Origin of the sequence: Pseudomonas sp. GOM7 (assembly GCF_026723825.1) — a bacterium.
GTDB lineage: Bacteria > Pseudomonadota > Gammaproteobacteria > Pseudomonadales > Pseudomonadaceae > Aquipseudomonas.
Genome location: NZ_CP113519.1, coordinates 1644378 through 1670847 on the forward strand (window position 1 = coordinate 1644378; position 26470 = coordinate 1670847).

Sequence of the window (26470 nt, forward strand, 5' to 3'; positions counted from 1 at the left end):
CTCCGCCTCTTTGCCTCTGGCCCGCGAGATTTACCACAGGTTCCAAACGTCCATGAGCAGACCTCTTCGCGTCGCCCTGGTCGCCGGTGAGGCGTCCGGAGACATCCTCGGCTCCGGCCTGATGCAGGCCATCAAGCAACGCCACCCGGATACCGAGTTCATCGGTGTCGGCGGCGCGCGCATGGAAGCCGAGGGGCTGAAATCCTATTTCCCCATGGAGCGCCTGGCCGTCATGGGGCTGGTCGAGGTGCTCGGCCGGCTGTTCGAGCTGCTCGGCCGTCGTCGCCAGCTCGCCCGTGATCTGATCGCCGCGCAGCCGGACGTGTTCATTGGCATCGATGCCCCCGACTTCAACCTGGGCCTGGAGCTCAAGCTGCGCCGTGCCGGGATCAAGACCGTGCACTACGTCAGCCCCTCGGTCTGGGCCTGGCGGCAGAAGCGGGTGCTGAAGATCCGCGAAGCCTGTGACCTGATGCTGACCCTGTTTCCCTTCGAGGCGCAGTTCTACGACGCTCATCAGGTGCCGGTGCGTTTCGTCGGCCATCCGCTGGCCGATGCCATCCCGCAACAGGCTGACCGTGCCGCTGCGCGCGAAGCGCTGGACCTGCCGCAGGACGAGCCCGTGGTGGCCCTGATGCCAGGCAGCCGTGGCGGTGAAGTGGCCCGGCTTGGCGAGCTGTTCCTCGACGCGGCGATCCGCCTGCGCGCGCTGCGCCCCGGTATTCGCTTTCTGCTGCCTTGCGCCACCCCGGAGCGCCGCCAGCAACTGGAGCAGATGCTGGTCAATCGTGATCTGCCGCTGACTCTGCTCGACGGTCGCTCGCACGAAGCACTGGCCGCCTGCGATGCAGTGCTGATCGCCTCGGGTACCGCGACCCTGGAAGCGCTGCTGTACAAGCGGCCGATGGTGGTGGCTTACCGCGTGGCGCCGATGACCTACCGGATTCTCAAGCGCCTGGTGAAGAGCCCATACATCTCCCTGCCCAACCTCTTGGCCGAGCGCCTGCTGGTGCCTGAGCTGATTCAGGATGCGGCGACGGCAGAGGCGCTGGCTCAGGCCGTGGCACCTTTGATCGATGGCGGCCAGGTGCAGACCGAAGGTTTCGATGTGATCCACCGTGCGCTGCGCTGCGATGCCTCGGTGTCGGCGGCCGATGCGGTGCTCAAGCTGGCGGGGCGTGACTGATGCAACTGGGGCTCGATTTCACCCTGGTCGAAGAACTGGTCGCCGGGGTCGACGAAGTCGGTCGTGGCCCGCTCTGTGGGGCGGTGGTGACGGCGGCGGTGGTACTCGATCCGGCACGGCCGATCATCGGCCTGAACGACTCGAAGAAACTCAGCGAGGCGCGGCGTGAGGCGCTGTTCGACGAGATTCGGGAAAAAGCCCTGGCCTGGTGCATCGCCCGTGCCGAGGTGGAGGAGATCGACCGCCTGAATATCCTGCATGCCACCATGCTGGCCATGCAGCGCGCGGTCGAAGGTTTGAGCGTTACACCCAGGCTGGCGCTGATCGACGGCAATCGCTGCCCCAGGCTGGCGGTGCCCAGTGCTCCGGTGGTCAAGGGCGACAGTCGGGTGCCGGCCATCGCCGCTGCCTCGATCCTGGCCAAGGTCAGCCGCGACCGGGAGATGGTCGAAATGGATCGGCTCTATCCCGGCTATGGCATCGCCGGGCACAAGGGCTATCCCACGCCCGTGCACCTCGAAGCGCTCAAGCGACTGGGGCCGACGCCGATCCATCGGCATTCCTTCGCGCCAGTCAGAGAAGCAGCTACAAGCCTCAAGCTGCAAGCTCCAAGTTAAGAGCAAAAGCAGCGTAGCCCCGGTGCAATCCGTGGCATGGGCACGGGCCATGAACTTGCAGCTTGTGGCTTGCAGCTTGCTGCTCGCTCTTACTGCTACAATCGCCGCTTTGTCGTTTTCACCTGCAAGGCCGCCTCATGACCCAAGCGTTCGTCCACCTGCGTCTGCACACCGAATACTCCCTGGTCGATGGCCTGGTGCGGGTCAAGCCGCTGATCAAGGCCGTGGCCGGGGCCGGTATGCCGGCAGTGGCGGTCACCGACATGAGCAACATGTGCTCGTTGGTGAAGTTCTACAAGACCGCCATGGGCGCTGGGGTCAAGCCGATCTGCGGTGCCGATATCTGGCTGGCCAGCGCCGAGGAAGATGGCCCGCTGACGCGCATGACCCTGCTGGCGATGAATGCCAAGGGCTATCGCAACCTCACCGAGCTGATCTCCCGTGGCTGGGCCGAAGGGCAGAGCAACGATCTGGTGATCATCCAGCGCGACTGGGTCAAGGATGCGGCCGAAGGCTTGATCGCGCTGTCCGGCGCCCGCGAAGGCGAAGTGGGCCAGGCGCTGCTGGCCGGTGACCAGGCGCTGGCCGAAACGCGCCTGCGCGAATGGATGGCGGTGTTCCCGGAGCGCTTCTACCTGGAGGTGCAGCGCACCAGTCGTGTGGGCGACGAGGAATACCTGCACGCCGCCGTGGCCCTGGCCGATCGCCTCGAGGCGCCGCTGGTGGCGACCAACGACGTGCGCTTCATCAAGCAGGACGACTTCGAGGCCCACGAAACCCGCGTGTGCATCGGCGAGGGTCGTACTCTGGACGACCCACGTCGGCCACGGCATTACTCCGACCAGCAGTACCTCAAGACTCCGGCGGAAATGTGGGAGCTGTTCGCCGACCTGCCCGAGGCGCTGGAAAACACCGTCGAGATCGCCAAACGCTGCAATATCGAGGTGCAGCTCGGCAAGTATTTCCTGCCGGACTTCCCCACACCCAACGGCATGGGGATCGACGACTACCTGCGGCATGCCTCCTTCGAGGGGCTGGAAGAGCGTCTGGAAGTGCTGCTGCCCAAGGACACGCCGGACTACGAGGCGAAGAAGCAGGTCTATATCGACCGCCTCAACTTCGAGCTGGACATCATCATCCAGATGGGTTTCCCCGGTTACTTCCTGATCGTGATGGACTTCATCCAATGGGCCAAGAACAACGGCGTGCCGGTCGGCCCGGGCCGTGGTTCGGGTGCCGGCTCGCTGGTGGCCTACGTGCTGAAGATCACCGACTTGGATCCCTTGGCCTATGACCTGCTGTTCGAGCGCTTTCTCAACCCCGAGCGGATTTCCATGCCCGACTTCGACGTCGACTTCTGCATGGACGGTCGCGACCGGGTGATCGACTACGTGGCCGAGAAATACGGGCGTAACGCGGTAAGCCAGATCATCACCTTCGGCTCCATGGCGGCCAAGGCGGTGGTTCGCGACGTGGCGCGGGCCCAGGGCAAGTCCTACGGCCTGGCCGACCGCCTGTCGAAGATGATCCCCTTCGAGGTCGGCATGACCCTGGAGAAGGCCTACGAGATGGAGGAGCCGCTGCGCGAGTTCCTCAAGAACGACGAAGAGGCCCAGGAAATCTGGGATATGTCGCTCAAGCTCGAAGGCGTGGTGCGCGGTACCGGCAAGCACGCCGGGGGTGTGGTGATCGCGCCGACCAAACTCACCGACTTCTCGCCGATTGCCTGTGACGAGGAGGGCGGCGGCCTGGTGACCCAGTTCGACAAGGACGACGTCGAGCAGGCCGGCCTGGTCAAGTTCGACTTCCTTGGTCTGCGCACCCTGACCATCATCAAGTGGGCGATGGAAACCATTCATCGCATCCAGAAGCGCGATGGCGCCGCGGACGAGGAACTGGTCAACATCGACTTCATCCCTCTGGATGACAAGAAGACCTACGACATGCTGCAGAAGGCGGAGACCACCGCGGTCTTCCAGCTCGAATCGCGCGGCATGAAGGAACTGATCAAGAAGCTCAAGCCCGACTGCCTGGAAGACATGATCGCACTGGTGGCGCTGTTCCGCCCCGGGCCGCTGCAGTCCGGCATGGTGGACGACTTCATCAACCGCAAGCACGGCCGCGCTGAGCTGTCCTACCCGCACCCGGATTACCAGTACGCCGGTCTGGAGCCTGTGCTCAAGCCGACTTACGGCATCATCCTGTATCAGGAACAGGTGATGCAGATCGCCCAGGTCATGGGCGGTTACACCCTGGGCCAGGCGGACATGCTGCGTCGCGCCATGGGCAAGAAGAAGCCCGAGGAAATGGCCAAGCAGCGCGGCGGCTTCATCGAAGGTTGCGCCAACAACGGCATCGATGCCGACCTGGCGGGCAACATCTTCGACCTGGTGGAAAAGTTCGCCGGCTACGGCTTCAACAAGTCCCACTCGGCCGCCTACGGCCTGGTCTCCTACCAGACCGCCTGGCTCAAGGCGCACTACCCGGCGCCCTTCATGGCTGCGGTGCTGTCGGCGGATATGCACAACACCGACAAGGTGGTGATTCTGGTCGAAGAGTGCCGCAACATGAAGTTGCGCATCGATCCGCCGGATGTGAACGTCTCCGAGTTCAAGTTCACCGTCAACGACGACGGTCGTATCGTCTACGGCCTCGGCGCGGTCAAGGGCGTGGGTGAGGGCCCGGTGGAGGCCATCGTCGAATGCCGCGCCGAAGGCGGGCCGTTCAAGGACCTGTTCGACTTCTGCAACCGCGTCGACCTCAAGCGCATCAACAAGCGCACCCTCGAAGCGCTGATCCGCAGCGGTGCGCTGGATCGCCTTGGCCCCTACTACCAGGACGAGCTCAAGGCCTACCAGGCCAGCGTGGACAAGAACCGCGCTGTGCTGCTGGCGTCCATGGAAGAGGCCGTGCAGTCCGCCGAGCAGACCGCGCGCAGCGCCGAGAGCGGCCACATGGATCTGTTCGGTGGCCTGTTCGCCGAGCCCGAGGCGGATGTCTACGCCAACCATCGCAAGGCGCGCGAGCTGCCGATCAAGGAGCGCCTGAAGGGCGAGAAGGACACCCTGGGCATCTACCTGTCCGGCCACCCCATCGACGAGTACGAAGGCGAGATTCGCCGTTTCGCCCGCCAGCGCATCGTCGAGCTCAAGCCGGCGCGCGATACCCAGACCATCGCCGGGATGATCGTCAACCTGCGGGTGATGAAGAACAAGAAGGGCGACAAGATGGGCTTTATCACCCTGGATGACAGATCAGGGAGGATCGAGGCTTCGTTGTTCGCCGACGCCTTCGCCAGCAACCAGGCGCTGCTGCAGAACGATGCGCTGGTGGTGGTCGAGGGTGAAGTCAGCAACGACGACTTCTCCGGCGGTTTGCGTCTGCGTGCCAAGCGCGTGATGAGCCTGGAAGAGGCGCGTACCGGCCTGGCCGACAGCCTGCGCGTGAAGGTCGCCAGCGAAGCGCTCAAGGGTGATCGCCTGCGCTGGCTGGCCGAATTGTGCAGCAAGCACAAGGGCGCCTGCCCGGTGACCCTGGACTACAGTGGCGAAGAGGCACGGGCCTTGCTTCAATTCGGTGACGCCTGGCGAATCGACCCGGCCGACACTTTGATTCAGGCATTACGTGACCAGTTCGGGCGCGACAACGTCTTTTTGCACTACCGCTGATGCGCGAGGGGGGCAACGCCCCTGCGCGCCAGCAAAGGCACCTGTGGTGTCGACCCGCTGCGCCCCATCCCGTATGGTAGGGCGCCTAATGGATACAGCTCCCCGGCCGCTTGGCCGTCGACGCAAGACGGATGACTATGAACCCGAATTTCCTCGATTTCGAACAGCCGATCGCCGACCTGCAAGCCAAGATCGAAGAGCTACGCCTGGTTGGTAACGACAACTCGCTGAACATCAGCGACGAGATTGCCCGCCTGCAGGACAAGAGCAGTGCGCTGACCGAAAGCATTTTCGGCAACCTGACCAGCTGGCAGATCGCCCAGCTCGCGCGTCACCCACGCCGCCCCTACACCCTGGACTACATCCAGCACATCTTCACCGAGTTCGATGAGCTGCATGGCGACCGTCACTTCTCCGATGACGCTGCAATCGTGGGTGGTGTGGCGCGTCTCGGCGAGCAGCCGGTCATGGTCATCGGCCACCAGAAGGGCCGTGAAGTGCGCGAGAAGGTACGCCGCAACTTCGGCATGCCGCGCCCCGAGGGCTACCGCAAGGCCTGCCGCCTGATGGAAATGGCTGAACGCTTCAAGATGCCGATTCTTACCTTCATCGACACCCCCGGTGCCTACCCGGGCATCGATGCCGAGGAACGCGGCCAGAGCGAGGCCATCGCCTGGAACCTGCGCGTGATGGCGCGGCTGAAGACGCCGATCATCGCCACCGTGATCGGTGAAGGCGGTTCCGGTGGCGCGCTGGCCATCGGCGTCTGCGACCAACTGAACATGCTGCAGTACTCCACCTACTCGGTTATCTCGCCGGAAGGTTGTGCTTCGATCCTCTGGCGTACTGCCGAGAAAGCCCCGGATGCCGCCGAGGCCATGGGCATCACCGCCGAGCGCCTGAAAAATCTGGGTATCGTCGACCAGGTCATCGCCGAGCCGCTGGGTGGCGCGCACCGTGATCCGGCCGCTGCTTCCGAGTCGATCCGCCAGGAGCTGACCAAGCAACTGGCCAGCCTGCAGAAGCACGATACCGCAGCGTTGCTCGAGCGCCGTTACGAGCGCCTGATGAGCTACGGCATCGCCTGAGTTCTTTCTCTGCGTATCAGGCGAGTTTTCGGGCGAATGCCCGGCACAGATGGCTTTTGTAGGGTGTCGCGGGGCCGCCCAGGCTGTGCGCACCTATGACCGTAGCACCGGTATTTTGGTGCGCACGGCGCACCCTACGTAATTTCATCGTGCATCACCACGGGCCTTCGGGCCCGTTGTTGTTTAAGCTTGAACGATGACTGCTCTCGATCTTCGCTTGCGCCAAGCCTTGCAGCCCTGGCGCACGGCGCCTGCCTGGTACATAGCCTTCTCCGGTGGCCTGGACTCCAGCGTGCTGCTGCATCTGCTCGCCGACTGGGCGCGGCACGAGACGTTGCCGCCGCTGCGCGCCCTGCATGTCGAGCATGGTCTGCAGCCAGCGGCGCAGGCCTGGCCGGCGCACTGTGCCGAAGTCTGTCAGCGCCTGGGCATCGAGCTGGAAGTGCTGCGGGTACGGGTCGAGGCGGGTGCCAGCCTGGAGCAGGCTGCGCGCCAGGCGCGTTATGCCGCCTTTGCGCAATGCCTGGAGCCGGGCGCACTGCTGCTGACCGGCCAGCACCGTGACGACCAGGCCGAAACCCTGCTCCTGCGCCTGCTGCGTGGCGCCGGTGTGCGTGGTCTGGCGGCCATGCCCAGGCAGCGCCCCCTGGGGGCTGGCAGCCTGTTGCGGCCGCTGCTCGATTGCCCGCGCGGCGAGCTGGAGGCCTATGCTGCTGCCCATGGCCTGAGCTGGGTGGAAGACCCGAGTAACCGCAGCGAGCAGTTCAGCCGCAACTTCCTGCGCCGGCAGATCCTGCCGCGCCTGGCCGAGCGTTGGCCGCAGACGAGCGCTGCCCTGGCGCGTACGGCGGCGCACCTGGGCGAGGCGCAGATGCTGCTCGATGAGCTGGCCGAGCAGGATCTGGCCGCCGTGCGGCAAGCATCGGGTATCGCCTGGCTGCCCGTACCGTCCTTGCCCCTGGCACCCATTGCGGCGCTGAGTGAGGCGCGTCAGCGCAATCTGCTGCGCCACTGGCTGGCACCGTTGACGCGCCTGCCGGACAGCGAGCATTGGGCGGGCTGGCGTGATCTGCGCGATGCCGGCGTCGATGCCACGCCGATCTGGCGTCTGACCGATGGTGAGTTACAACGCAGCGAGGGGCGTATCTGGTGGCTGGCCGGCGCCTGGTTGCAGCCCCCGCCCGCGCTGGACATGCCCTGGCCCGTCGGGGCTCAGGAGGTGTCCCTGCCCGGTAATGGTCTGCTGCGCCTGCGGGGTGTTCAGGTGCATGAGAATCTGCGCGTGCGTTATCGCCAGGGCGGCGAGCGGCTGTTCATCGAGGGTCGTGGTCAGCGTGATCTCAAACGCCTGCTCAACGAGCAGGGGGTGCCCAGCTTCGTGCGCGGGCGTCTGCCGCTGCTGTACGCCGGGGACGAGTTGCTGGTGGTGGCCAACCTCGATCTGCCAGGCACCGCGGCGCAGAGCCTGCAGTGGCTGGCACCAGGCCAGCTCAGCGAAGAGCAAAGGGCGATGATCGAGGTTTGAGCTGGCATCCCCTTTCCGGTAGACTACGCTCCCGTCTTATTACAGCTTTGCCGACTTCCCCTGGGGAGCCGGTGAGTTAGCCATTGTCTCAACGGTGGCGCTCCTTCTTTGCTTTCCCCGGCGGCGCAGGCCGCTTAAACGCAGACTTCTAGGGTTTTTCATGACGCGCTACATCTTCGTCACGGGTGGTGTTGTTTCTTCATTGGGGAAAGGCATCGCCTCGGCTTCACTGGCGGCCATCCTGGAGGCGCGGGGCCTGAAGGTCACCATGCTCAAGCTGGACCCTTACATCAACGTCGATCCGGGCACCATGAGCCCGTTCCAGCATGGTGAGGTGTTCGTCACCCACGACGGCGCCGAGACCGACCTCGACCTGGGTCACTACGAGCGGTTCATCCGCACCACGATGACCAAGAGCAACAACTTCACCACCGGCCGCGTGTACGAAGACGTACTGCGCAAGGAACGCCGTGGTGATTACCTGGGCGCGACCATCCAGGTCATCCCGCACATCACCGACGAGATCAAGCGGCGCATCATCAAGGGCGCCGGCGATGCCGACGTGGCCCTGGTGGAAATCGGCGGCACCGTCGGTGACATCGAGTCGCAGCCGTTCCTCGAAGCCATTCGCCAATTGCGCGTGGAAGTGGGCGCCAAGCGCGCCATGCTGATGCACCTGACCCTGGTACCGTACATCGCCACTGCCGGCGAAACCAAGACCAAGCCGACCCAGCATTCGGTCAAGGAGCTGCGCTCCATCGGCCTGCAGCCGGACGTGCTGGTGTGCCGCTCCGATCATCCGATCGATGTCTCCTCGCGGCGCAAGATCGCCCTGTTCACCAATGTCGAAGAACGTGCGGTGATCAGCCTGGAAGACGTCGACACCATCTACAAGATCCCCGGCGTGCTGCATGCCCAGGGCCTGGATGACTTCGTCGTCGAGCGCTTCGGCCTGGAATGCGGCGGTGCTGACCTGTCCGAGTGGGATCGCGTGGTCGATGCCAAGCTCAACCCGGAGAAGGAAGTCACCATCGCCATGGTCGGCAAGTACATGGAACTGCTCGACGCGTACAAGTCGCTGATCGAAGCCATGAGCCATGCCGGCATCCAGAACCGCACCAAGGTCAATCTGCGTTACATCGACTCCGAAGACATCGAGAATCAGGGCACCGCGCTGCTCGAAGGCGTCGATGCCATCCTGGTGCCGGGCGGCTTCGGTCTGCGCGGCGTGGAAGGCAAGATCAAGACCGTGCAATATGCTCGCGAGAACAAGATTCCCTACCTGGGCATCTGCCTCGGCATGCAGGTGGCGGTCATCGAATACGCACGTAACGTGGTGGGCTGGAGCGATGCCAACTCCACCGAGTTCGACATGGCCAGCCAGCACCCGGTGGTCGGTCTGATCACCGAGTGGCAGGACGCGGCAGGTAGCGTCGAGCAGCGCAGCGAAAGCTCCGACCTGGGCGGCACCATGCGCCTCGGCGCGCAGGACTGCCAACTGCAGGCCGGCTCCCTGGTACACGCTTGCTATGGCAAGGACGTGATTGTCGAGCGCCATCGTCACCGCTACGAAGTGAACAACAACCTGCTGCCGAAACTGACCGAGGCTGGCCTGAAGGTCACCGGTCGTTCCGGCGACGGTGCGCTGGTCGAAGTGGTCGAGGCCCCGGATCATCCCTGGTTCGTCGCCTGCCAGTTCCACCCCGAGTTCACTTCCACGCCGCGTGACGGTCACCCGCTGTTCAGCGGTTTCGTCAACGCTGCGCTGGCCAAGAAAGCGAAGAAGGTCTGAGACATGGCACAGAAGATCATCAAGGTCGGCAATATCGAGATCGCCAACGACAAGCCCTTCGTGCTGTTCGGCGGCATCAACGTGCTCGAGTCGCGCGACCTGGCCATGCAGGCCTGCGAGGAGTACGTGCGGGTGACCGAAAAGCTCGGCATTCCCTACGTGTTCAAGGCCAGCTTCGACAAGGCCAACCGCTCCTCCGTCACCTCCTTCCGTGGCCCGGGCCTGGAAGAGGGCATGAAGATCTTCGAGGAAGTGAAGAAGACCTTCGGCGTGCCGGTGATCACCGACGTGCACGAGCCGCATCAGGCCGCCCCGGTGGCCGAGGTGTGCGACATCATTCAGTTGCCGGCCTTCCTCTCGCGTCAGACCGACCTGGTGGTGGCCATGGCCAGGACCGGCGCGGTGATCAATATCAAGAAGGCTCAGTTCCTCGCCCCGCAGGAGATGAAGCACATCCTGCGCAAGTGCGAGGAAGCCGGTAATGATCAGCTTATTCTCTGCGAGCGCGGCTCCTCCTTCGGTTACAACAACCTGGTGGTGGACATGCTCGGCTTCGGCATCATGAAGCAGTTCGAGTACCCGGTGTTCTTCGACGTGACCCATGCCCTGCAGATGCCGGGTGGTCGCGCCGATTCCGCTGGCGGCCGCCGCGCTCAGGTTACCGACCTGGCCAAGGCGGGCATGAGCCAGGGGCTGGCCGGCCTGTTCCTCGAGGCCCACCCGGATCCGGAAAACGCCAAGTGCGATGGCCCCTGTGCCCTGCGCCTGAACAAACTGGAGCCTTTCCTCACCCAGCTCAAGCAACTGGATGACTTGGTGAAGAGCTTTGCGCCGATCGAGACTGCCTGAATCCTGCGCAATCCGGTAAAGTGCCGCCCCAGTAAGATACCCCTGGCCTCTGAGTCAGTGCCGTTTGCCCGCCCGTCAGGGCAGCCAGCGGCTTCGCGCAGCCGCTGGCTGCTGCCTCATCGTCAACCTTCGGAGTGTTAATAAGCATGGCAAAGATCGTCGACATCAAGGGTCGTGAAGTTCTCGACTCCCGTGGCAATCCCACCGTGGAAGCCGACGTGATCCTCGAAGGCGGCATCATCGGTAGCGCCTGCGCGCCGTCCGGTGCCTCCACTGGCTCCCGTGAAGCGCTGGAGCTGCGTGATGGCGACAAGAGCCGTTACCTGGGCAAGGGCGTGCTGAAAGCCGTGGCCAACATCAATGGCCCGATCCGCGGCCTGCTGCTGGGCAAGGACGCTGCCGATCAGAAAGCGCTGGATCACGCGATGATCGAGCTCGACGGTACCGAGAACAAGGCCAAGCTGGGCGCCAACGCCATCCTCGCCGTGTCCCTGGCGGCCGCCAAGGCCGCTGCCCAGGCCAAGGGCGTGCCGCTGTACGCGCATATCGCCGACCTCAATGGCACCCCGGGCGTCTACTCCATGCCGGTGCCGATGATGAACATCATCAACGGCGGCGAGCACGCCGACAATAACGTCGACATCCAGGAATTCATGGTGCAGCCGGTGGGCGCCAAGAATTTCGCCGACGCCCTGCGCATGGGCGCCGAGATCTTCCATCACCTCAAGGCCGTACTGAAGGCCCGTGGCCTGAACACTGCCGTGGGTGACGAAGGCGGCTTCGCGCCGAACCTGGCCTCCAACGAAGACGCCCTGGCCGCCATCGCCGAGGCCGTGGCCAACGCCGGCTACAAGCTGGGTGATGACGTGACCCTGGCTCTGGACTGCGCCTCCAGCGAATTCTTCAAGGACGGCAAGTACGACCTGGAAGGCGAGGGCAAGGTATTCGACGCCGCCGGTTTCGCCGACTACCTGGCCGGGCTGACCCAGCGCTACCCGATCATCTCCATCGAAGACGGCATGGACGAATCCGACTGGGCCGGCTGGAAGGTGCTGACCGACAAGATCGGCGCCAAGGTGCAACTGGTCGGCGACGACCTGTTCGTCACCAACACCAAGATCCTCAAGCGTGGCATCGACGAGAAGATCGGCAACTCGATCCTGATCAAGTTCAACCAGATCGGCTCGCTGACCGAAACCCTGGAAGCCATCCAGATGGCCAAGGCCGCCGGCTTCACTGCGGTGATCTCGCACCGCAGCGGCGAAACCGAAGACAGCACCATCGCCGACCTGGCCGTAGGTACTGCCGCTGGTCAGATCAAGACCGGTTCGCTGTGCCGCTCCGACCGCGTATCCAAGTACAACCAGCTACTGCGCATCGAAGAGCAGTTGGGTGGGAAGGCTCCGTACAAGGGTCGCGCCGAGTTCCGCGGCTAAGCACAGCGGACGAGAAAAGGGCGACGCGAGTCGCCCTTTTTCGTGGTCGTTTCGTCGATTTCCGGGAACCCTTGCACGGATGCACAACCTTAAAACCCATGTCACCCATCAGCCGGCTCCTTTTCAAGCATGATCGCAGCCCCTACCATGCCGATGACTCAATCCGCGAGCCGCTCCATGCGTAGTCCCTATTGGCTGTTCATCGTGCTGATCCTGTTGCTGGCTGGCCTGCAGTATCGTCTGTGGGTGGGCGAGGGCAGCCTGGCGCATGTCAGTCGCCTGCAGCAGCAGATCGCCGAGCAGAAAGGCGAGAACCAGCGCCTGCTGGAGCGTAACCGTATCCTCGAGGCCGAGGTGATGGAACTCAAGCGCGGTATGGAAACCGTCGAGGAGCGGGCGCGGCAGGAGTTGGGCATGGTCAAAGAGGGCGAAACCCTCTACCTGCTGACCAAATGAGCGTGCCGTTCTGGCTGGTCATCCCGGCCGCTGGAGTGGGTGCGCGCATGGGCGCCGACCGGCCCAAGCAGTACCTGCAGGTGGCCGGACGCAGCATTCTGGAACATACCCTCGATTGTTTTCTCGACCATCCGGGCTTGCTCGGCGCCGTGGTTTGCCTGAGCCTGGACGATCCCTTCTGGCCGCCGCTGCCCGTGGCCAGCGACCCGCGTGTGCGCCGCGCGCCGGGTGGGCGCGAGCGTGCCGATTCGGTTCTGGCCGGTTTGCAGGCGCTCGAGCAGGGCGGCGCGGATGCCCAGGACTGGGTGTTGGTGCACGATGCCGCGCGGCCGAACCTGGCACGCAGTGATCTCGACCGGTTGTTGGAAACGCTGGCCACGGATGCGGTCGGCGGCCTGCTGGCGGTGCCGGCACGCGATACGCTCAAGCGCGCCGATGACCAGGGGCGGGTGGCGCAAACGGTGGATCGTGCGGTGATCTGGCAGGCCTACACGCCGCAGATGTTTCGCCTGGGGAATTTGCGTCAGGCCCTGAGTGCCGCCCTGGCGGCGGGGGTGCCTATCACCGATGAAGCTTCGGCGCTGGAGTGGGCGGGCCAGGCGCCGCGCCTGGTGGAGGGCCGGGCGGATAACCTCAAGATCACCCGCCCGGAGGATCTGCAGTGGCTGCACCTGGCCTGGGCCGGGCGCAGCCTGGAGTGATCGTCAGGCGTGTCGCTGGCGGCTGATGTTGCGCTCCAGCACCGTACCCAGTTTCTCCATGGCGCCTTCCAGCGCCTGTTCCAGATTGTCGCCGTTGTGGCTCACCGAAACCGGATCACGGCCTTTGAGCCGGGCCTCGGCCTGGCAGCGTTTATCCTGGCCGCCACCCTTGTGGCCGTTCTCGTCGTTGAAATGCAGCTCGATTCGGGTCAGGTGATCCTCGAAGCGTCGCAGCCTGAGCAGTACACGGCCACGTACCTTGTCCGCCAGCGCGGCGGAGCCGTGGATGTGGTTGTCGCTGTTGACCATGACTTGCATACATTACCTCCGGTTTCGCGGTGAGCGATGCCTGGGCTGGGGCATCACCTTAATTCTGGCCGCAAACGCCGGAAGTTGTTCCCGCTTCGCTGTGACAATCTGTTGCCTGCGCTAGCTGTATTCCGGGCGCTGCGCCAAACCCTGCTTGAGGTGCTCGACCAGTTGCCGCACCTTGGGTGAGAGCAGGCGCTGCTGCGGGTAGACCGCCCAGACGGCGGTGTTGGGTGGTCTGTGTTGTTCCAGCAGGGAGATCAGCGCACCGCTGCGCAAGTGTTCGAGCACATAGTAGTCCGGTAGCTGGCACAGGCCGAAGCTGCGCAGGGCGGCATCGAGCACCGCTTCGCCGCTGTTGCAGCGCCAGTTACCCTGTACCCGCACCTGCGCTTCGCGTCCGCCTTCGGCGAAGTTCCAATGGTCACTGCTGCCGATCAGGCAATTGTGCCGGCTCAGTTCGGAAAGCGAATGGGGGCGGCCGTAGCGCTGCAGGTAGTCCGGTGCCGCGCACAGGTACATGACCCGAGGGGCCAGGCGCGTGGCCACCAGCCGCGAATCCTGCAGGCGCCCCAGGCGGATGGCGAGATCCAGGCCTTCGTGCAGCAGGTCGAGTGGGCGGTTGCTCAGCTCGATTTCCAGGCGCAGTTGCGGGTGCTGAGCCATGAACTGGTTGACCAGGGGCACGATGAAGCGCTCGCCATAGGCCACCGCGCAGGTCATGCGCAGCAGCCCCTTGGGTTCGGCGCCAAGGTCGCTGACGGCGCGCAGGGCTTCTTCCCGAGCATCCTGCAGGCGCTGGCAGTGCTGCAGGAAGGTCTGGCCCGCTTCGGTCAGCGCCACGCGCCGGGTGCTGCGGTAGAACAGGCGGCTTTGCAGGCGTTCCTCCAGGCGTGCCACCTGGCGGCTGACCTGCGAGGTGGACAGCCCCAGACGCTCGGCGGCGGCGCTGAACTGACCGCACTCGGCCACCGCGACGAATTCGTCGAGTCCTTCCCAGCGATTCATGTGCGCTTCCTTCTCGCAGTCCGGAAATGGTTGATCAAGCATGCCCGTTCGGCTCTGGCGAGGCGAAATATTATCCCTGTACGGCAATAATGTTTTGCTGGGATGCCGATTGTCTCTCAGGAAGCTTGAACTAGACTGCCTGCCATTGTCCACGACTCCACTGGAGAGCTGTCATGATCAAATCCCGCGCTGCCGTCGCCTTCGCCCCGAACGAGCCACTGAAGATCGTCGAGGTGGATGTCGAGCCGCCCAAGGCCGGTGAAGTGCTGGTACGCATCGTCGCCACCGGCGTGTGCCATACCGATGCCTACACCCTGTCCGGTGCCGATTCCGAAGGGGTGTTCCCGGCGATTCTCGGCCACGAGGGTGGCGGCATCGTCGAAGCAGTGGGCGAGGGCGTCACCTCGGTGAAGGTGGGTGACCACGTGATTCCGCTGTATACCGCCGAATGCGGTGTGTGCAAGTTTTGCAAGTCGGGCAAGACCAACCTGTGCAGCTCGGTGCGTGCCACTCAGGGCAAGGGCCTGATGCCAGACGGCACCACCCGCTTCAGCTACAACGGCGAGCCGATCTACCACTACATGGGCTGCTCGACCTTCTCCGAATACACCGTGCTGCCGGAAGTGTCCCTGGCGGTGATCCCCAAGGAGGCGCCGCTGGAGAAGGTCTGCCTGCTGGGCTGCGGCGTGACCACTGGCATCGGCGCGGTGCTCAACACCGCCAAGGTGGAAGAGGGCGCCACCGTGGCCATCTTCGGCCTGGGTGGCATCGGCCTGGCAGCCATCATCGGCGCCAAGATGGCCAAGGCCTCGCGCATCATCGGCATCGACATCAACCCGGCCAAGGAAGCGGTGGCCCGTGAGCTGGGGCTGACCGACTTCGTCAACCCGAAGGAGCACGACAAGCCGATCCAGGAGGTCATCGTCGAGATGACCGACGGCGGCGTCGACTACAGCTTCGAGTGCATCGGCAACGTGCAACTGATGCGCGCCGCGCTGGAGTGCTGCCACAAGGGCTGGGGCGAGTCGGTGATCATCGGTGTGGCGCCGGCCGGTGCCGAGATCAGCACCCGTCCGTTCCAGCTAGTCACCGGGCGCGTCTGGCGCGGCAGCGCCTTCGGCGGTGTCAAGGGCCGTAGCGAACTGCCGAGCTACGTGGCGAAGGCGCAGAGCGGCGAAATCCCGCTGGATACCTTCATTACCCACACCATGGGGCTGGACGAGATCAACCAGGCCTTCGACCTGATGCACGAAGGCAAGAGCATCCGTACCGTCATCCATTACTAACCAGCGGCAAGCGGCGAGTGGCCCTGCGGCCGCTCGATGGTAGGGTGCGCTGCGCGCACCGCTAACCCCTGGTGCGCATGGCGCACCCTACGGAGTATGGACATGACTCTGGAAAACATTTCCTGTCAGAAGAGCTTCGGCGGCTGGCACAAGCGTTACCGCCATCGTTCCAGCAGCCTCAACTGCGACATGGTGTTCGCCGTCTACCTGCCGCCGCAGGCCGAGCAGGGCGGCAAGCTGCCGGTGCTGTACTGGCTGAGCGGCCTGACCTGCACCGACGAAAACTTCATGCAGAAGGCCGGCGCCCAGCGCATGGCGGCCGAGCTGGGGCTGATCATCGTCGCGCCGGATACCAGCCCGCGTGGCGAGGGGGTGGCCGACGACGCCAATGGCGCCTATGACTTCGGTCTGGGGGCTGGCTTCTATGTCAACGCTACCCAGGAGCCCTTCGCCCGTCACTACCGCATGTACGATTACGTGGTGCAGGAACTGCCGGCCTTGATCGAGGCCAACTTCCCGGTATCGGACAAGCGGGGCATCGCCGGTCACTCCATGGGTGGCCATGGCGCGCTGATCTGTGCACTGAAGAATCCCGGACGCTACCAGTCGGTGTCGGCGTTCTCGCCGATCAGCAATCCGATGAACTGCCCCTGGGGCGAGAAGGCTTTCTCACTGTACCTGGGCGAGGAGCGTTCGCGTTGGCGCGAGTGGGATGCCAGCGTGTTGATCGCCGAGGCCAGCGAAAAGCTGCCGATCCTGGTGGATCAGGGCGATCGCGACGACTTCCTCGAAGGCCAGCTCAAGCCCCAGGCGCTGCAGGCGGCGGCCAAGGCCGCCGGGCACCCGCTGACGCTACGCATGCAGCCCGGTTATGACCACAGCTACTACTTCATCGCCAGCTTTATCGACGATCACCTGCGTCATCATGCGGCCGCGTTGCGGCAGCTTTAAGCCGCAAGCCACAAGCTGCAAGTAAAGGCTTGGTGGCAGTCGTAGCCCGGATGAAATCCGGGGGGCGAATTTCCCGGATTTCGTCCGGGCTACGGATCAATGCGGTTAGAATCACGCCCTGACTTTTTCAGGGCGTTGTTCTTTATGCGTATCGGTCATGGCTATGACGTACACCGCTTCGGCGAAGGCGATTTCATCACCCTCGGCGGCGTGCGGATTCCCCATAAGTTTGGCCTCGTCGCCCATTCCGATGGTGACGTGCTGCTGCACGCTCTGAGCGATGCCTTGCTCGGCGCGGTGGCCTTGGGCGATATCGGCAAGCACTTTCCCGATACCGACCCGACCTTCAAAGGCGCCGATAGCCGTGTACTGCTGCGCCATGTGATGGGCCTGGTGCGGGCCAAGGGCTATGTGGTGGGCAATGTCGACGCCACCATCATCGCCCAGGCGCCGAAGATGGCGCCGCATATCCAGAGCATGCGCCAGTGCATCGCCGAGGATCTCGTCGTGGAGCTGGATCAGGTCAACGTCAAGGCCACCACCACCGAGAAGCTCGGCTTCACCGGGCGTGAGGAAGGCATCGCGGTGCACGCCGTGGCCCTGCTGGTCAGAGTATGAACGAGCTGCAACTGCTGGGGCCATGTGCCCATGGCCAGGCCTGTGGCCGCGCCGTGCTCAAGGCCACGGCCGAGGACTTCCAGGTCGACGAGGTGCTGGACATCCCGCTCACCGGCCAGGGCGAGCATCTCTGGCTGTGGGTGGAAAAACGCGGCCTGAATACCGAGGATGCGGCCCGGCGCATCGCCCGTGCTGCTGGCTTGCCGCTCAAGGCGGTCAGCTACGCCGGGCTCAAGGATCGCCAGGCGTTGACCCGGCAGTGGTTCAGCCTGCACCTGCCGGGCAAGGCCGACCCCGACCTGGCTGCTGCCCAGGGCGATGACCTGAGTGTCCTGCGCAGCCAGCGGCACAACCGCAAGCTGCAGCGCGGCGCCCACGCCGCCAATGGCTTCACCCTGCGTCTGACGGCGCTTGAGGCAGATCGCGATGCCCTGGAGCAGCGCTTGCAGCGCATCGCCAAGCAGGGCGTTCCCAATTACTTCGGCCTGCAGCGCTTCGGTTTCGATGGCGGCAATGTCGAGCAGGCCCGTGATTTCGCCTCTCGCCTGGAGCTGCCGGTGCAGCGCAACCTGCGTTCGCGCCTGCTCTCGTCGGCGCGCAGCTACCTGTTCAACCAGGTATTGGCCAGGCGTGTCGCGGCCGGCACCTGGAATCAGGCGCAGGTCGGTGATCTGCTGGCGTTCACCAGCAGTCGCAGTTTCTTCATGGCGGGCGAGGCCGAATGCAGCGACCCGCGTCTGGCCGCGCTCGATCTGCATCCCACCGGGCCGCTCTGGGGCGACGGGCCTTTGCCGACCGCTGGTGAGACCCGACAGCTGGAGCAGGAAGTAGCCGATGAGGCCGCAGCGCTGGTGCAATGGCTGGCCAAGGCGGACATGGCTCACGAACGGCGCATTCTTCGCCTCCCCATCGGCGGCCTGTCGTGGCATTATCCCGAACCCGATATTCTGCAACTTGCATTCGTCCTGCCGGCCGGGTGTTTCGCCACCGTGGTGGTGCGCGAATTGCTCGACCTGTTGCCAGCAGGGCAGACGGATACTCCATGCGAATTCTGATTTCCAACGACGACGGGGTGAACGCGCCCGGCATCGCCGCGTTGCACCAGGCCCTGGCCGACTATGCCGAGTGCGTGGTGATCGCCCCTGCCGAAGACCGCAGCGGTGCCAGCAGTGCGCTGACGCTTGACCGTCCGTTGCACCCGATGGCATTGCCCAATGGCTACATCAGCCTCAATGGCACGCCGACCGACTGCGTGCATCTGGGCATCAACGGTTTGCTCGAGCAGAAGCCGGAGATGGTCGTCTCCGGCATCAACCTGGGCGCCAACCTGGGTGATGATGTGCTCTATTCGGGCACCGTGGCTGCGGCCCTGGAAGGGCGCTTCCTGAGCAGACCGGCATTCGCCTTTTCCCTGCTCTCGCGCCTGCCCGACAACCTGCCGACTGCCGCCTATTTCGCGCGCAAGCTGGTCGAGGCCCATGCGACTTTGGAGCTGCCGCCACGCACCGTGCTCAACGTTAACGTACCCAACCTGCCGCTGGAGCACATCCGTGGCGTGCAACTGACTCGTCTGGGCCATCGCGCCCGCGCTGCGGCGCCGGTCAAGGTGGTCAACCCCCGGGGCAAGGAAGGCTACTGGATCGCCGCCGCCGGGGACGTCGAGGATGGCAGCCCAGGCACGGATTTCCATGCTGTGATGCAGGGTTACGTGTCGATCACGCCGTTGCGCCTCGACCGCACCTTCAACGAGGCTCTGGAAACGATGGCTGGCTGGTTGGAGGGCATCTTCTGATGCGCGAACAGGACGACATGCAACGCCGCGGGATCGGCATGACCTCTCAGAGAACGCGCGAGCGCCTGATTCAACGCCTCTACGAAGAGGGGTTGTCCAATGCCCAGGTGCTCGAAGTGATTCGCCGCACGCCGCGTCACCTCTTCGTCGACGAGGCGCTGGCGCACCGCGCCTACGAGGACACCGCGCTGCCCATCGGGCATAACCAGACCATTTCCCAGCCCTACATGGTGGGGCGCATGACCGAGCTGCTGCTGGCGGCCGGGCCGCTGGACAAGGTGCTGGAGATCGGCACCGGCTCCGGCTATCAGACCGCCGTGCTGGCGCAACTGGTAGAGCGGGTGTTCTCGGTCGAGCGCATCCAGGTGTTGCAGGAGCGGGCCAAGGAGCGTCTGGCCGAACTCAGGTTGCGCAACGTGGTCTTTCGCTGGGGCGATGGCTGGGAGGGCTGGAATGCGCTTGGCCCCTACAACGGCATCATCGTCACGGCCGCGGCAGCCGATGTGCCGCCAGCCTTGCTTAATCAGTTGGCCCCTGGCGGGCGCCTGGTGATTCCGGTGGGCAGCGGCGATGTGCAGCAGCTACTGGTGATCGTCCGCGAGGATGACGGCTTCTCCCGTCATGTGCTCGATGCGGTGCGCTTCGTTCCCCTGTTGAATGGTCCACTGGCCTGAGGGCCGTGGTTTCCTGGAAGGATCCATGAAGAAATATTTCCTGCTCTATACCAAAGGCATCGCCATGGGGGCGGCCGATGTCGTGCCGGGCGTTTCCGGCGGCACCATCGCCTTCATCAGTGGTATCTACGACGAGCTGCTGCGCTCCATCGCCAGCGTGCCGGAGGCCCTGTTCCTGCTAGTGCGGGGGCGAATCCGCGAAGCCTGGAACAAGGCCAATGCCACCTTCCTGGTGGTGCTGCTGGCAGGGGTGCTGACCAGCATCCTCAGCCTCGCGCGGTTGATCACCTACCTGCTGGAGCATCATCCGGTGCCGGTCTGGTCGTTCTTCTTCGGCCTGATTCTGGTGTCGGCCTATATGGTGGGGCGTGACATCGGCCGCTGGAACTGGAGCCGCGTGCTGAGCTTCCTGCTCGGCCTGGGTTTCGCCTACTGGATCACGGTGGCCGCGCCGGTGCAGTGGAGCGATGATCCGCTGACCCTGTTCTGCGCCGGTGCCATCGCCATCTGCGCGATGATCCTGCCGGGCATCTCCGGCAGCTTCATCCTGCTCCTGCTCGGCCTCTACGCCACCGTGCTGGGCGCCGTGAAGAGTCTGGATCTGGCCGTGCTGGCGGTCTTCGCCGCTGGGTGCCTGGTGGGTATCCTCAGCTTCGCCCGGCTGTTGAGCTGGCTGTTGTCACGCTGGCGCGATCTGACCCTGGCATTCTTGACCGGGCTCATGCTCGGTTCCTTGAACAAGGTCTGGCCCTGGAAGGAGACCCTGAGCTGGCGAATCGATAGCAAGGGTGAGCAAGTGCCTCTGCTGCAGCACAACCTGTTGCCCACGCAGTTCAGCGCAGTCAGTGGGCAGGACGCGCAACTGCTGCTGGCCATCGTCCTGGCGATTGCCGGTGTCGCTCTGGTGCTGGGATTGGAGTGGCTGGCCCGGCGCAAACCGCAAGAGGCTGGTTGATCCGGCCGTGCGGGTCGGGTCATATTGATATTCAGGATCGTTTCAGGGAGTACTGGGTGAGTCGCACAACCTTTCAAGCGCTGATTGCAAGAGCCGTCGATCTTCGTCTGCTCCTCGTGCTGTTGGGCGCTGTGCAGCTCTCCGCTTGTGTCAGCTCTCCACCAGGCGGTGTGCAGGTAGTCGAGCGTGGCCAGAACCAGGGCAGGGCGCCGCTGATCCAGCGTCAGCCGGTGCGTACCGGGCAGTATGTGGTCAAGCGCGGCGATACCCTCTACTCCATTGCCTTTCGCTTCGGCTGGGACTGGAAGGCGCTGGCTGCGCACAATGGCTTGCGTGACCCTTATCTGATTCGGGTTGGGCAGATCATTCACTTCGGTAATAGGACTTCCGTCCCAAGCAGTCCGGCCGTGGTCGCCAGCGCTCCGAGCAATCCGGCGCCCAGGGCGCCTGCCCCCGTACCGAGCCAACCCACGTCCAGCACTCCGGCCACGGCGGCTACACGTCCGGCACCGGCGGCACCGGCGGCGCCGGCCACCACGCCGGTCACCCCCGTCACCCGCTCTGCCAAGGGCTGGGCCTGGCCAACGCAAGGCGCCGTGATCAGCCGTTTCTCCTCAAACGGCAGTTTGAATAAAGGCATTGATATCGCCGGGGAATTAGGCCAGCCTGTTTTAGCTGCGTCTGATGGGTCAGTGGTATATGCCGGGAGTGGTTTGCGGGGCTACGGCGAGTTGATCATCATCAAGCACAGCGACACCTACGTGAGTGCCTACGGTCATAACCGCAGGCTATTGGTACGGGAGGGGCAGCAGGTCAAGGCCGGGCAACGTATTGCCGAGATGGGTTCCACGGGAGCCGACCGGGTGAAACTGCATTTTGAGATTCGCCGCCAAGGAAAACCTGTAGACCCGCTGCAATATCTGCCAAGTCGTTGATGCGTTGCCAGTTTCGTCCCGGAACGTAGGAGGGACGGGCTCAGGTGTAGCCGGGACGGTTCCGCCAGAGTCTGTTGTCGAACTCACACTGGGGCAACAATAATGGCACTCATTAAAAAAGAAGCGCCGGAGTTTGACGTCGACGATGAACTGCTCCTGATGGAGCCCGGAATCGTCCTGGACGAACTTCAGACCGACGAGGCGCCTGCCTCTTCGTCGCGCAAAGCCAAGCACTCCACGCCATCCAAGCAGCACAAACACATCGACTACACCCGGGCGCTCGACGCCACGCAACTTTATCTCAACGAAATCGGTTTCTCTCCCTTGCTCAGCCCTGAAGAGGAAGTGCACTTTGCGCGTCTGGCGCAGAAGGGCGATCCTGCTGGGCGCAAGCGCATGATCGAGAGCAACCTGCGCCTGGTGGTGAAAATTGCACGACGCTACATCAACCGTGGGTTGTCGCTGCTCGACCTGATCGAGGAAGGCAACCTGGGCTTGATCCGTGCCGTGGAGAAATTCGATCCGGAACGGGGTTTCCGTTTCTCTACCTACGCCACCTGGTGGATCCGCCAGACCATCGAGCGCGCGATCATGAACCAGACGCGCACCATTCGCTTGCCCATTCATGTGGTCAAGGAACTGAACGTCTACCTGCGAGCGGCCCGCGAACTGACGCAGAAACTCGATCACGAGCCTTCGGCCGAAGAGATCGCCAACCTGCTGGAAAAGCCGGTCGGCGAGGTCAAGCGCATGCTGGGTCTGAACGAGCGGGTTTCCTCGGTGGACGTATCGCTGGGTCCGGACTCGGACAAGACGCTGCTCGACACCCTCACCGATGACCGGCCCACCGACCCCTGCGACTTGCTGCAGGACGACGACCTTTCCCAGAGCATCGACCTATGGCTGTCGGATCTGACGGAAAAGCAGCGTGAGGTGGTGATTCGCCGCTTCGGCCTGCGCGGGCACGAGAGCAGCACGCTCGAAGAGGTTGGGCAGGAAATTGGCCTGACGCGCGAGCGGGTTCGGCAGATTCAGGTCGAAGCGCTCAAACGGCTGCGCGAGATCTTCGAGAAGAATGGCCTTTCCAGCGACGCGCTCTTCCAGTAACACCTGGCCCTGTTCCCATGAAACCCGGCCCGCTGGCCGGGTTTTTTATTGCCTGCTTTGTGGGAGCGAGTTCATTCGCGATCAGGGGGGGCTGCCTCGAAGCGCTTTTTCACGGCTGGCCCCCGGCAGCCAAGCAGCGGATCTGCGATCCCGCATGTCAGTCATCGCTTACATGCAGCGTCAGTCTTCAGGGCAAGCGGGTTCTGATCTTTGCTTTTTTTCCTGTGTGAAAATTTCAAGCCATTGATATTTAATAGTATTTTTATGCCAATCAGTTTGGCGAGGTGACTGCTCGCCGTGTCGCACGGGGTTGAGCGCGAAACGAGGGCGAGTAATATCGAACCCGTGCTCAGGGAACGGCACAGGTTGTCAGGAAGATGATCAGGAACATCGCAAGAAGCGATTCATCAGGACGATGAGTTGGGAAATAGAGGGACTAGGGACAAAAAGTGGGCGGGTTTTCCCGCCCCTTTTTTTGCCTGCGATTTGCCAGGGGCCTCTTGCGTTCGCTGTCCTATTCAAGGGTCAGGCCGGTACGGCTTACACCATCGGATCACCGACATGCAGGATCTTCATGGTGTTGGTGCCACCAGTGCCGTGGTAGCTGTCACCCTTGGTCAGGATCACCCAGTCGCCAGGCTCTACCACACCACGCTTGAGCAGCTCGTCCACCGCCGCCTGGCTGACCTTGTTGGCCGGCAGCGAGGCTGGATCGAACGGCACGGTGTAGACGCCACGGAACAGTGCCACGCGGGCTTGGGCCTCACGATGCGGGGTGAAGGCGAAGATCGGGATCGACGAGCGGATGCGCGACATGATCAGTGGGCTGTAGCCGCTCTCGGTGAGGCTGATGATGGCCTTGACGCCGGGGAAGTGGTTGGCCGTGTACATGGTGGCCAGGGCGATGCTCTCGTCGCAGCGCTCGAAGGTGCGGCCCAGGCGGTGGCTGGACTGCTTGCTGGTCGGGTGCTTCTCCGCGCCCAGGCACACGCGGGCCATGGCCTGTACGGCTTCGACCGGGTATTCGCCGGCGGCGCTCTCGGCCGACAGCATCACCGCGTCGGTGTAATCCAGCGCGGCGTTGGCCACGTCGGAGACTTCGGCGCGGGTCGGCATCGGGCTGTGGATCATCGACTCCATCATCTGCGTGGCGGTGATCACGGCTTTGTTCAGGCGGCGGGCGTGGGCGATGATCTTCTTCTGGATGCCTACCAGCTCGGCATCGCCGATTTCCACAGCCAGGTCGCCACGGGCCACCATCACCGCATCGCTGGCACGGATCAAACCGTCGAGGGCTTCGTCGTCGGCCACGGCTTCGGCGCGTTCGATCTTGGCCACCAGCCAGGCTGTGCCCCCAGCCTCGGTGAGCAGACGGCGGGCGTAGTCCATGTCGGCGGCGTCACGCGGGAAGGATACGGCGAGGTAGTCCAGCTCCATCTCGGCGGCGACCTTGATGTCGGCCTTGTCCTTCTCGGTCAGGGCCGGTGCGGTCAGACCACCACCACGACGGTTGATGCCCTTGTTGTCCGACAGCGGGCCACCGATCAGCACGCGGCAGTGCAGTTCGTCGGCACCCTTGAGTTCGACACGCATGACCACGCGGCCGTCGTCGAGCAGCAGTTCGTCACCGACGTCACAGTCCTGGATCAGCGCCGGGTAGTCGATGCCGACCACTTCCTGGTTGCCGGCAGTGCGCGAGTGGCTGGAAGAGAGGCGGAACAGGTCACCATCTTTGAGTTCGATGCGCTTGTTCTCGAACTTGGCGATACGGATCTTCGGGCCTTGCAGGTCACCGAGCAGGGCGACATGGCGACCATGCTTGGCGGCCAATTCACGAACCAAGGCAGCACGTGCCTTGTGGTCGTCCGGGGTGCCGTGGGAGAAGTTCAGACGGGCCACGTCCAGGCCGGCGAGGATCAGTTGCTCCAGCACTTCCGGCGAGCTGCTGGCCGGGCCGAGGGTGGCGACGATTTTGGTGCGGCGAAAGGTCATGCACGAACTCCCTAGTCAACGATAGCAGGGAGGCTACTACGGGCTTTCGCTGTAGTCATTGTTCCCGTGCACTACCCTTTGCCGTTCGCCTTGAGCAATGTGATGTCGTCTGCCCCGGCATGGTGCTGGGGGCGACCAGTACCACGAATCAGGGCGTGTTCAGGTTGATCGCCTTGTCGAGCAACAGGGAGGCCTTGGCATGCAGCTCGCCGTTGGGGTACTCGGCGAGCAGGCGGCGCAGGTAGGCGATGGCCTTTTCGCGATCGGCGCTGGGGTTGTCTGGCGCCATGTACATCAGCGCTAGCTGGTAGAGCGCCTTTTCCTTGATGTCTGCCGCTATGTGTGGGTCGGCCAGGCCCAGCAGGTAGAGCTCTTCGGCTTCGGCTACGCGATCCTTGAGCACGGCGCGGCGCGACAGCAGGGTCATGTCCTGGTCGAGGCTGGGTTTGTACAGATCGAGGTTCTGGCTCGGTTGCCAGTGTTCCAGCAGTTCGCGCGAACTCTTATGCACCGGCTCCTCGGCGCGCTTGCGAATCATCGCGATGCGTTTCTCGGCGCGGCTGGCAGCACGGCTGTTGGGGAATTCGTTGACGACCTTGTAGAAATAATTGAGGGCCTTGGCGTCGTCGCGCTGATCGTTGAAGCTGTTCATGTAGATCAGGCCGATCTGGTAGAGGGCGATCGCGCGCACCTCATCGCTCAGTTGCTGGTCGCGATAACCATCGAGATAGAGCGCTTCGGCCTTGTCGCTATGGGCATCGCGGATGGCCATGGCGCTGTAGGTGAGCAGATCGCCTTCTTCTTCGATGGCGGCGCTCATGCGCTTGGCCTTGAGCGCCTTGTATTCGACCACCTCGTTGGTGGTGACCTGGGCGATGAACAGCGGGGTCGTCGGGGCGCAAGCGCTCAGCAAGGTTGTGGCCATGACCAGGAACAGCGGGCGGATGAGCAGCATGTGGGCTCCTTGGCCGGAATCGACCTGTTCACGCAGTCTAGTGAGTGCAAGGGGTGGCGCCAAGGCAGCAAGGGCAGAACCCATCGGAGGTTTGTGGCAGTTCAGTTTCTGCCTGGCCTGTCGATACACTGCTCATCGGAGGATCTGCCTATGAAAACCCTGATCATACTGGCCGTGGCGCTGGCCGCCACGGGTTGCACCCGTGTCTCGCTCGATCATCACCTGAACAACGCCTATCGTGCCTACGACGAAGGAGACTGCGCGCGTGTCGTGCTGGAACTGTCGCAGGCCGAGCGCAAGAGCCGTTCGCGCAACTACCTGCAACCGGAAATTTCTCTGCTGCGTGGCCAGTGCCTGGAGCGCGAGAACCTGTTCGTCGATGCCGCGCAGACCTATCAGTTCATCATCAGTCGCTACCCGGCCAGCGAGTATGCCTATCGGGCGCGTGCACGCCTGCAGACGTTGCAGCAGCTCGGTCACTACACGCCGGCAGCCGCCGTCAAGACCAGTCCCGCTGCACTCTGAGCCAGGCTTTGCGCGCTGTCTGCTGCGGTATAAGCTGGTGGCCTT

Annotated in this window: 24 protein-coding genes; 20 read left to right on the forward strand and 4 right to left on the reverse strand. The window is 63.7% G+C overall.

The window, feature by feature from the left end; genetic code table 11:
* Positions 1–52 precede the first annotated feature (52 nt).
* The 10 genes from lpxB (at position 53) to ispD (ending at position 13318) form a co-directional block, all read left to right on the forward strand.
* Positions 53–1186, forward strand: coding sequence for a lipid-A-disaccharide synthase (gene lpxB / locus OU800_RS07405; protein WP_268182477.1), 1134 nt, complete (start codon positions 53–55; stop codon positions 1184–1186).
* Complete coding sequence (gene rnhB / locus OU800_RS07410; RefSeq protein ID WP_268182479.1) at positions 1186–1803, forward strand: ribonuclease HII; 618 nt, start codon at positions 1186–1188, stop codon at positions 1801–1803. The genes lpxB and rnhB overlap by 1 nt, the downstream gene beginning before the upstream one ends.
* Before the next feature lie 137 nt (positions 1804–1940).
* The gene (gene dnaE / locus OU800_RS07415) at positions 1941–5471 is read left to right on the forward strand and encodes a DNA polymerase III subunit alpha (RefSeq protein ID WP_268182480.1); all 3531 of its coding nucleotides are present in this window, start codon (positions 1941–1943) and stop codon (positions 5469–5471) included.
* Between the two features lie 137 nt (positions 5472–5608).
* On the forward strand, positions 5609–6559 hold the full coding sequence (locus tag OU800_RS07420; RefSeq protein WP_268182482.1) for an acetyl-CoA carboxylase carboxyltransferase subunit alpha: 951 nt from the start codon (positions 5609–5611) through the stop codon (positions 6557–6559).
* Positions 6560–6755: 196 nt separating this feature from the next.
* Positions 6756–8084 (forward strand): tRNA lysidine(34) synthetase TilS, encoded by a 1329-nt coding sequence (gene tilS / locus OU800_RS07425; RefSeq protein WP_268182484.1) that lies wholly within the window; start codon positions 6756–6758, stop codon positions 8082–8084.
* A gap of 160 nt (positions 8085–8244) precedes the next feature.
* Positions 8245–9876 carry a CTP synthase gene (locus OU800_RS07430; RefSeq protein WP_268182486.1) on the forward strand — a complete coding sequence of 544 codons (1632 nt, stop codon included), beginning with the start codon at positions 8245–8247 and terminating at the stop codon, positions 9874–9876.
* A gap of 3 nt (positions 9877–9879) precedes the next feature.
* Positions 9880–10725 carry a 3-deoxy-8-phosphooctulonate synthase gene (gene kdsA / locus OU800_RS07435; protein WP_268182487.1) on the forward strand — a complete coding sequence of 282 codons (846 nt, stop codon included), beginning with the start codon at positions 9880–9882 and terminating at the stop codon, positions 10723–10725.
* Between the two features lie 146 nt (positions 10726–10871).
* Entirely contained in the window at positions 10872–12161 is a 1290-nt protein-coding gene (gene eno, locus OU800_RS07440; RefSeq protein ID WP_268182489.1) for a phosphopyruvate hydratase, read from the forward strand.
* A gap of 177 nt (positions 12162–12338) precedes the next feature.
* Positions 12339–12617, forward strand: coding sequence for a cell division protein FtsB (gene ftsB / locus OU800_RS07445; RefSeq protein ID WP_268182490.1), 279 nt, complete (start codon positions 12339–12341; stop codon positions 12615–12617).
* Entirely contained in the window at positions 12614–13318 is a 705-nt protein-coding gene (gene ispD, locus OU800_RS07450) for a 2-C-methyl-D-erythritol 4-phosphate cytidylyltransferase (RefSeq protein ID WP_268182491.1), read from the forward strand. Before ftsB ends, ispD begins: the two co-directional genes overlap by 4 nt.
* A gap of 3 nt (positions 13319–13321) precedes the next feature.
* Here the strand turns inward: ispD and OU800_RS07455 are convergent, their stop codons facing one another.
* Both OU800_RS07455 and OU800_RS07460 read right to left on the reverse strand, forming a co-directional pair.
* On the reverse strand, positions 13322–13636 hold the full coding sequence (locus OU800_RS07455; RefSeq protein WP_268182492.1) for an HPF/RaiA family ribosome-associated protein: 315 nt from the start codon (positions 13634–13636) through the stop codon (positions 13322–13324).
* 111 nt (positions 13637–13747) lie between these two features.
* Positions 13748–14635 (reverse strand): LysR substrate-binding domain-containing protein, encoded by an 888-nt coding sequence (locus tag OU800_RS07460; RefSeq protein ID WP_268182493.1) that lies wholly within the window; start codon positions 14633–14635, stop codon positions 13748–13750.
* Between the two features lie 173 nt (positions 14636–14808).
* On the opposite strand from OU800_RS07460, the gene OU800_RS07465 reads away from it, so the two are divergent.
* From OU800_RS07465 to rpoS, 9 genes are all read left to right on the forward strand, one after another.
* Positions 14809–15921: an S-(hydroxymethyl)glutathione dehydrogenase/class III alcohol dehydrogenase gene (locus tag OU800_RS07465; RefSeq protein ID WP_268182494.1), complete on the forward strand. Its 1113-nt coding sequence runs from the start codon at positions 14809–14811 to the stop codon at positions 15919–15921.
* Positions 15922–16017: 96 nt separating this feature from the next.
* Complete coding sequence (gene fghA, locus OU800_RS07470; protein ID WP_268182495.1) at positions 16018–16872, forward strand: S-formylglutathione hydrolase; 855 nt, start codon at positions 16018–16020, stop codon at positions 16870–16872.
* Between the two features lie 144 nt (positions 16873–17016).
* Positions 17017–17490 (forward strand): 2-C-methyl-D-erythritol 2,4-cyclodiphosphate synthase, encoded by a 474-nt coding sequence (gene ispF / locus OU800_RS07475; RefSeq protein ID WP_268182496.1) that lies wholly within the window; start codon positions 17017–17019, stop codon positions 17488–17490.
* Complete coding sequence (gene truD, locus OU800_RS07480; protein ID WP_268182497.1) at positions 17487–18545, forward strand: tRNA pseudouridine(13) synthase TruD; 1059 nt, start codon at positions 17487–17489, stop codon at positions 18543–18545. Before ispF ends, truD begins: the two co-directional genes overlap by 4 nt.
* On the forward strand, positions 18533–19282 hold the full coding sequence (surE, locus tag OU800_RS07485) for a 5'/3'-nucleotidase SurE (RefSeq protein ID WP_268182498.1): 750 nt from the start codon (positions 18533–18535) through the stop codon (positions 19280–19282). The genes truD and surE overlap by 13 nt, the downstream gene beginning before the upstream one ends.
* A 38-nt stretch (positions 19283–19320) precedes the next feature.
* Positions 19321–19956: a protein-L-isoaspartate(D-aspartate) O-methyltransferase gene (locus OU800_RS07490; protein ID WP_268184228.1), complete on the forward strand. Its 636-nt coding sequence runs from the start codon at positions 19321–19323 to the stop codon at positions 19954–19956.
* 25 nt (positions 19957–19981) lie between these two features.
* A complete protein-coding gene (locus tag OU800_RS07495) occupies positions 19982–20911 on the forward strand; it encodes a DUF368 domain-containing protein (protein WP_268182499.1) in 930 nt (309 codons plus the stop codon).
* 56 nt (positions 20912–20967) lie between these two features.
* The gene (locus OU800_RS07500; protein ID WP_268182500.1) at positions 20968–21846 is read left to right on the forward strand and encodes a peptidoglycan DD-metalloendopeptidase family protein; all 879 of its coding nucleotides are present in this window, start codon (positions 20968–20970) and stop codon (positions 21844–21846) included.
* Between the two features lie 102 nt (positions 21847–21948).
* The gene (rpoS, locus tag OU800_RS07505; RefSeq protein ID WP_268182501.1) at positions 21949–22953 is read left to right on the forward strand and encodes an RNA polymerase sigma factor RpoS; all 1005 of its coding nucleotides are present in this window, start codon (positions 21949–21951) and stop codon (positions 22951–22953) included.
* A 540-nt stretch (positions 22954–23493) separates the two neighbouring features.
* On the opposite strand, the gene pyk is transcribed toward rpoS, so the two are convergent.
* Positions 23494–24945: a pyruvate kinase gene (pyk, locus tag OU800_RS07510; RefSeq protein WP_268182502.1), complete on the reverse strand. Its 1452-nt coding sequence runs from the start codon at positions 24943–24945 to the stop codon at positions 23494–23496.
* Between the two features lie 148 nt (positions 24946–25093).
* Positions 25094–25900 carry a tetratricopeptide repeat protein gene (locus OU800_RS07515; RefSeq protein WP_268182503.1) on the reverse strand — a complete coding sequence of 269 codons (807 nt, stop codon included), beginning with the start codon at positions 25898–25900 and terminating at the stop codon, positions 25094–25096.
* 150 nt (positions 25901–26050) lie between these two features.
* Between OU800_RS07515 and OU800_RS07520 the strand changes: the two genes are divergently transcribed.
* On the forward strand, positions 26051–26425 hold the full coding sequence (locus OU800_RS07520; RefSeq protein WP_268182505.1) for a tetratricopeptide repeat protein: 375 nt from the start codon (positions 26051–26053) through the stop codon (positions 26423–26425).
* The last annotated feature ends 45 nt before the right edge of the window (positions 26426–26470 follow it).

Excerpts from the sequence above, each read along its gene's own strand:
- OU800_RS07455 (WP_268182492.1), bottom strand. The coding sequence starts at position 13,636 with ATGCAAGTCATGGTCAACAGCGACAACCACATCCACGGCTCCGCCGCG.
- OU800_RS07520 (WP_268182505.1), top strand. The coding sequence starts at position 26,051 with ATGAAAACCCTGATCATACTGGCCGTGGCGCTGGCCGCCACGGGTTGC.
- OU800_RS07490 (WP_268184228.1), top strand. The coding sequence starts at position 19,321 with ATGACCTCTCAGAGAACGCGCGAGCGCCTGATTCAACGCCTCTACGAA.
- ftsB (WP_268182490.1), top strand. The coding sequence starts at position 12,339 with ATGCGTAGTCCCTATTGGCTGTTCATCGTGCTGATCCTGTTGCTGGCT.
- dnaE (WP_268182480.1), top strand. The coding sequence starts at position 1,941 with ATGACCCAAGCGTTCGTCCACCTGCGTCTGCACACCGAATACTCCCTG.
- kdsA (WP_268182487.1), top strand. The coding sequence starts at position 9,880 with ATGGCACAGAAGATCATCAAGGTCGGCAATATCGAGATCGCCAACGAC.
- tilS (WP_268182484.1), top strand. The coding sequence starts at position 6,756 with ATGACTGCTCTCGATCTTCGCTTGCGCCAAGCCTTGCAGCCCTGGCGC.
- fghA (WP_268182495.1), top strand. The coding sequence starts at position 16,018 with ATGGACATGACTCTGGAAAACATTTCCTGTCAGAAGAGCTTCGGCGGC.
- OU800_RS07460 (WP_268182493.1), bottom strand. The coding sequence starts at position 14,635 with ATGAATCGCTGGGAAGGACTCGACGAATTCGTCGCGGTGGCCGAGTGC.
- OU800_RS07420 (WP_268182482.1), top strand. The coding sequence starts at position 5,609 with ATGAACCCGAATTTCCTCGATTTCGAACAGCCGATCGCCGACCTGCAA.
- rpoS (WP_268182501.1), top strand. The coding sequence starts at position 21,949 with ATGGCACTCATTAAAAAAGAAGCGCCGGAGTTTGACGTCGACGATGAA.
- OU800_RS07465 (WP_268182494.1), top strand. The coding sequence starts at position 14,809 with ATGATCAAATCCCGCGCTGCCGTCGCCTTCGCCCCGAACGAGCCACTG.
- ispF (WP_268182496.1), top strand. The coding sequence starts at position 17,017 with ATGCGTATCGGTCATGGCTATGACGTACACCGCTTCGGCGAAGGCGAT.
- pyk (WP_268182502.1), bottom strand. The coding sequence starts at position 24,945 with ATGACCTTTCGCCGCACCAAAATCGTCGCCACCCTCGGCCCGGCCAGC.
- rnhB (WP_268182479.1), top strand. The coding sequence starts at position 1,186 with ATGCAACTGGGGCTCGATTTCACCCTGGTCGAAGAACTGGTCGCCGGG.
- ispD (WP_268182491.1), top strand. The coding sequence starts at position 12,614 with ATGAGCGTGCCGTTCTGGCTGGTCATCCCGGCCGCTGGAGTGGGTGCG.
- OU800_RS07430 (WP_268182486.1), top strand. The coding sequence starts at position 8,245 with ATGACGCGCTACATCTTCGTCACGGGTGGTGTTGTTTCTTCATTGGGG.
- surE (WP_268182498.1), top strand. The coding sequence starts at position 18,533 with ATGCGAATTCTGATTTCCAACGACGACGGGGTGAACGCGCCCGGCATC.
- eno (WP_268182489.1), top strand. The coding sequence starts at position 10,872 with ATGGCAAAGATCGTCGACATCAAGGGTCGTGAAGTTCTCGACTCCCGT.
- lpxB (WP_268182477.1), top strand. The coding sequence starts at position 53 with ATGAGCAGACCTCTTCGCGTCGCCCTGGTCGCCGGTGAGGCGTCCGGA.
- truD (WP_268182497.1), top strand. The coding sequence starts at position 17,487 with ATGAACGAGCTGCAACTGCTGGGGCCATGTGCCCATGGCCAGGCCTGT.
- OU800_RS07515 (WP_268182503.1), bottom strand. The coding sequence starts at position 25,900 with ATGCTGCTCATCCGCCCGCTGTTCCTGGTCATGGCCACAACCTTGCTG.
- OU800_RS07495 (WP_268182499.1), top strand. The coding sequence starts at position 19,982 with ATGAAGAAATATTTCCTGCTCTATACCAAAGGCATCGCCATGGGGGCG.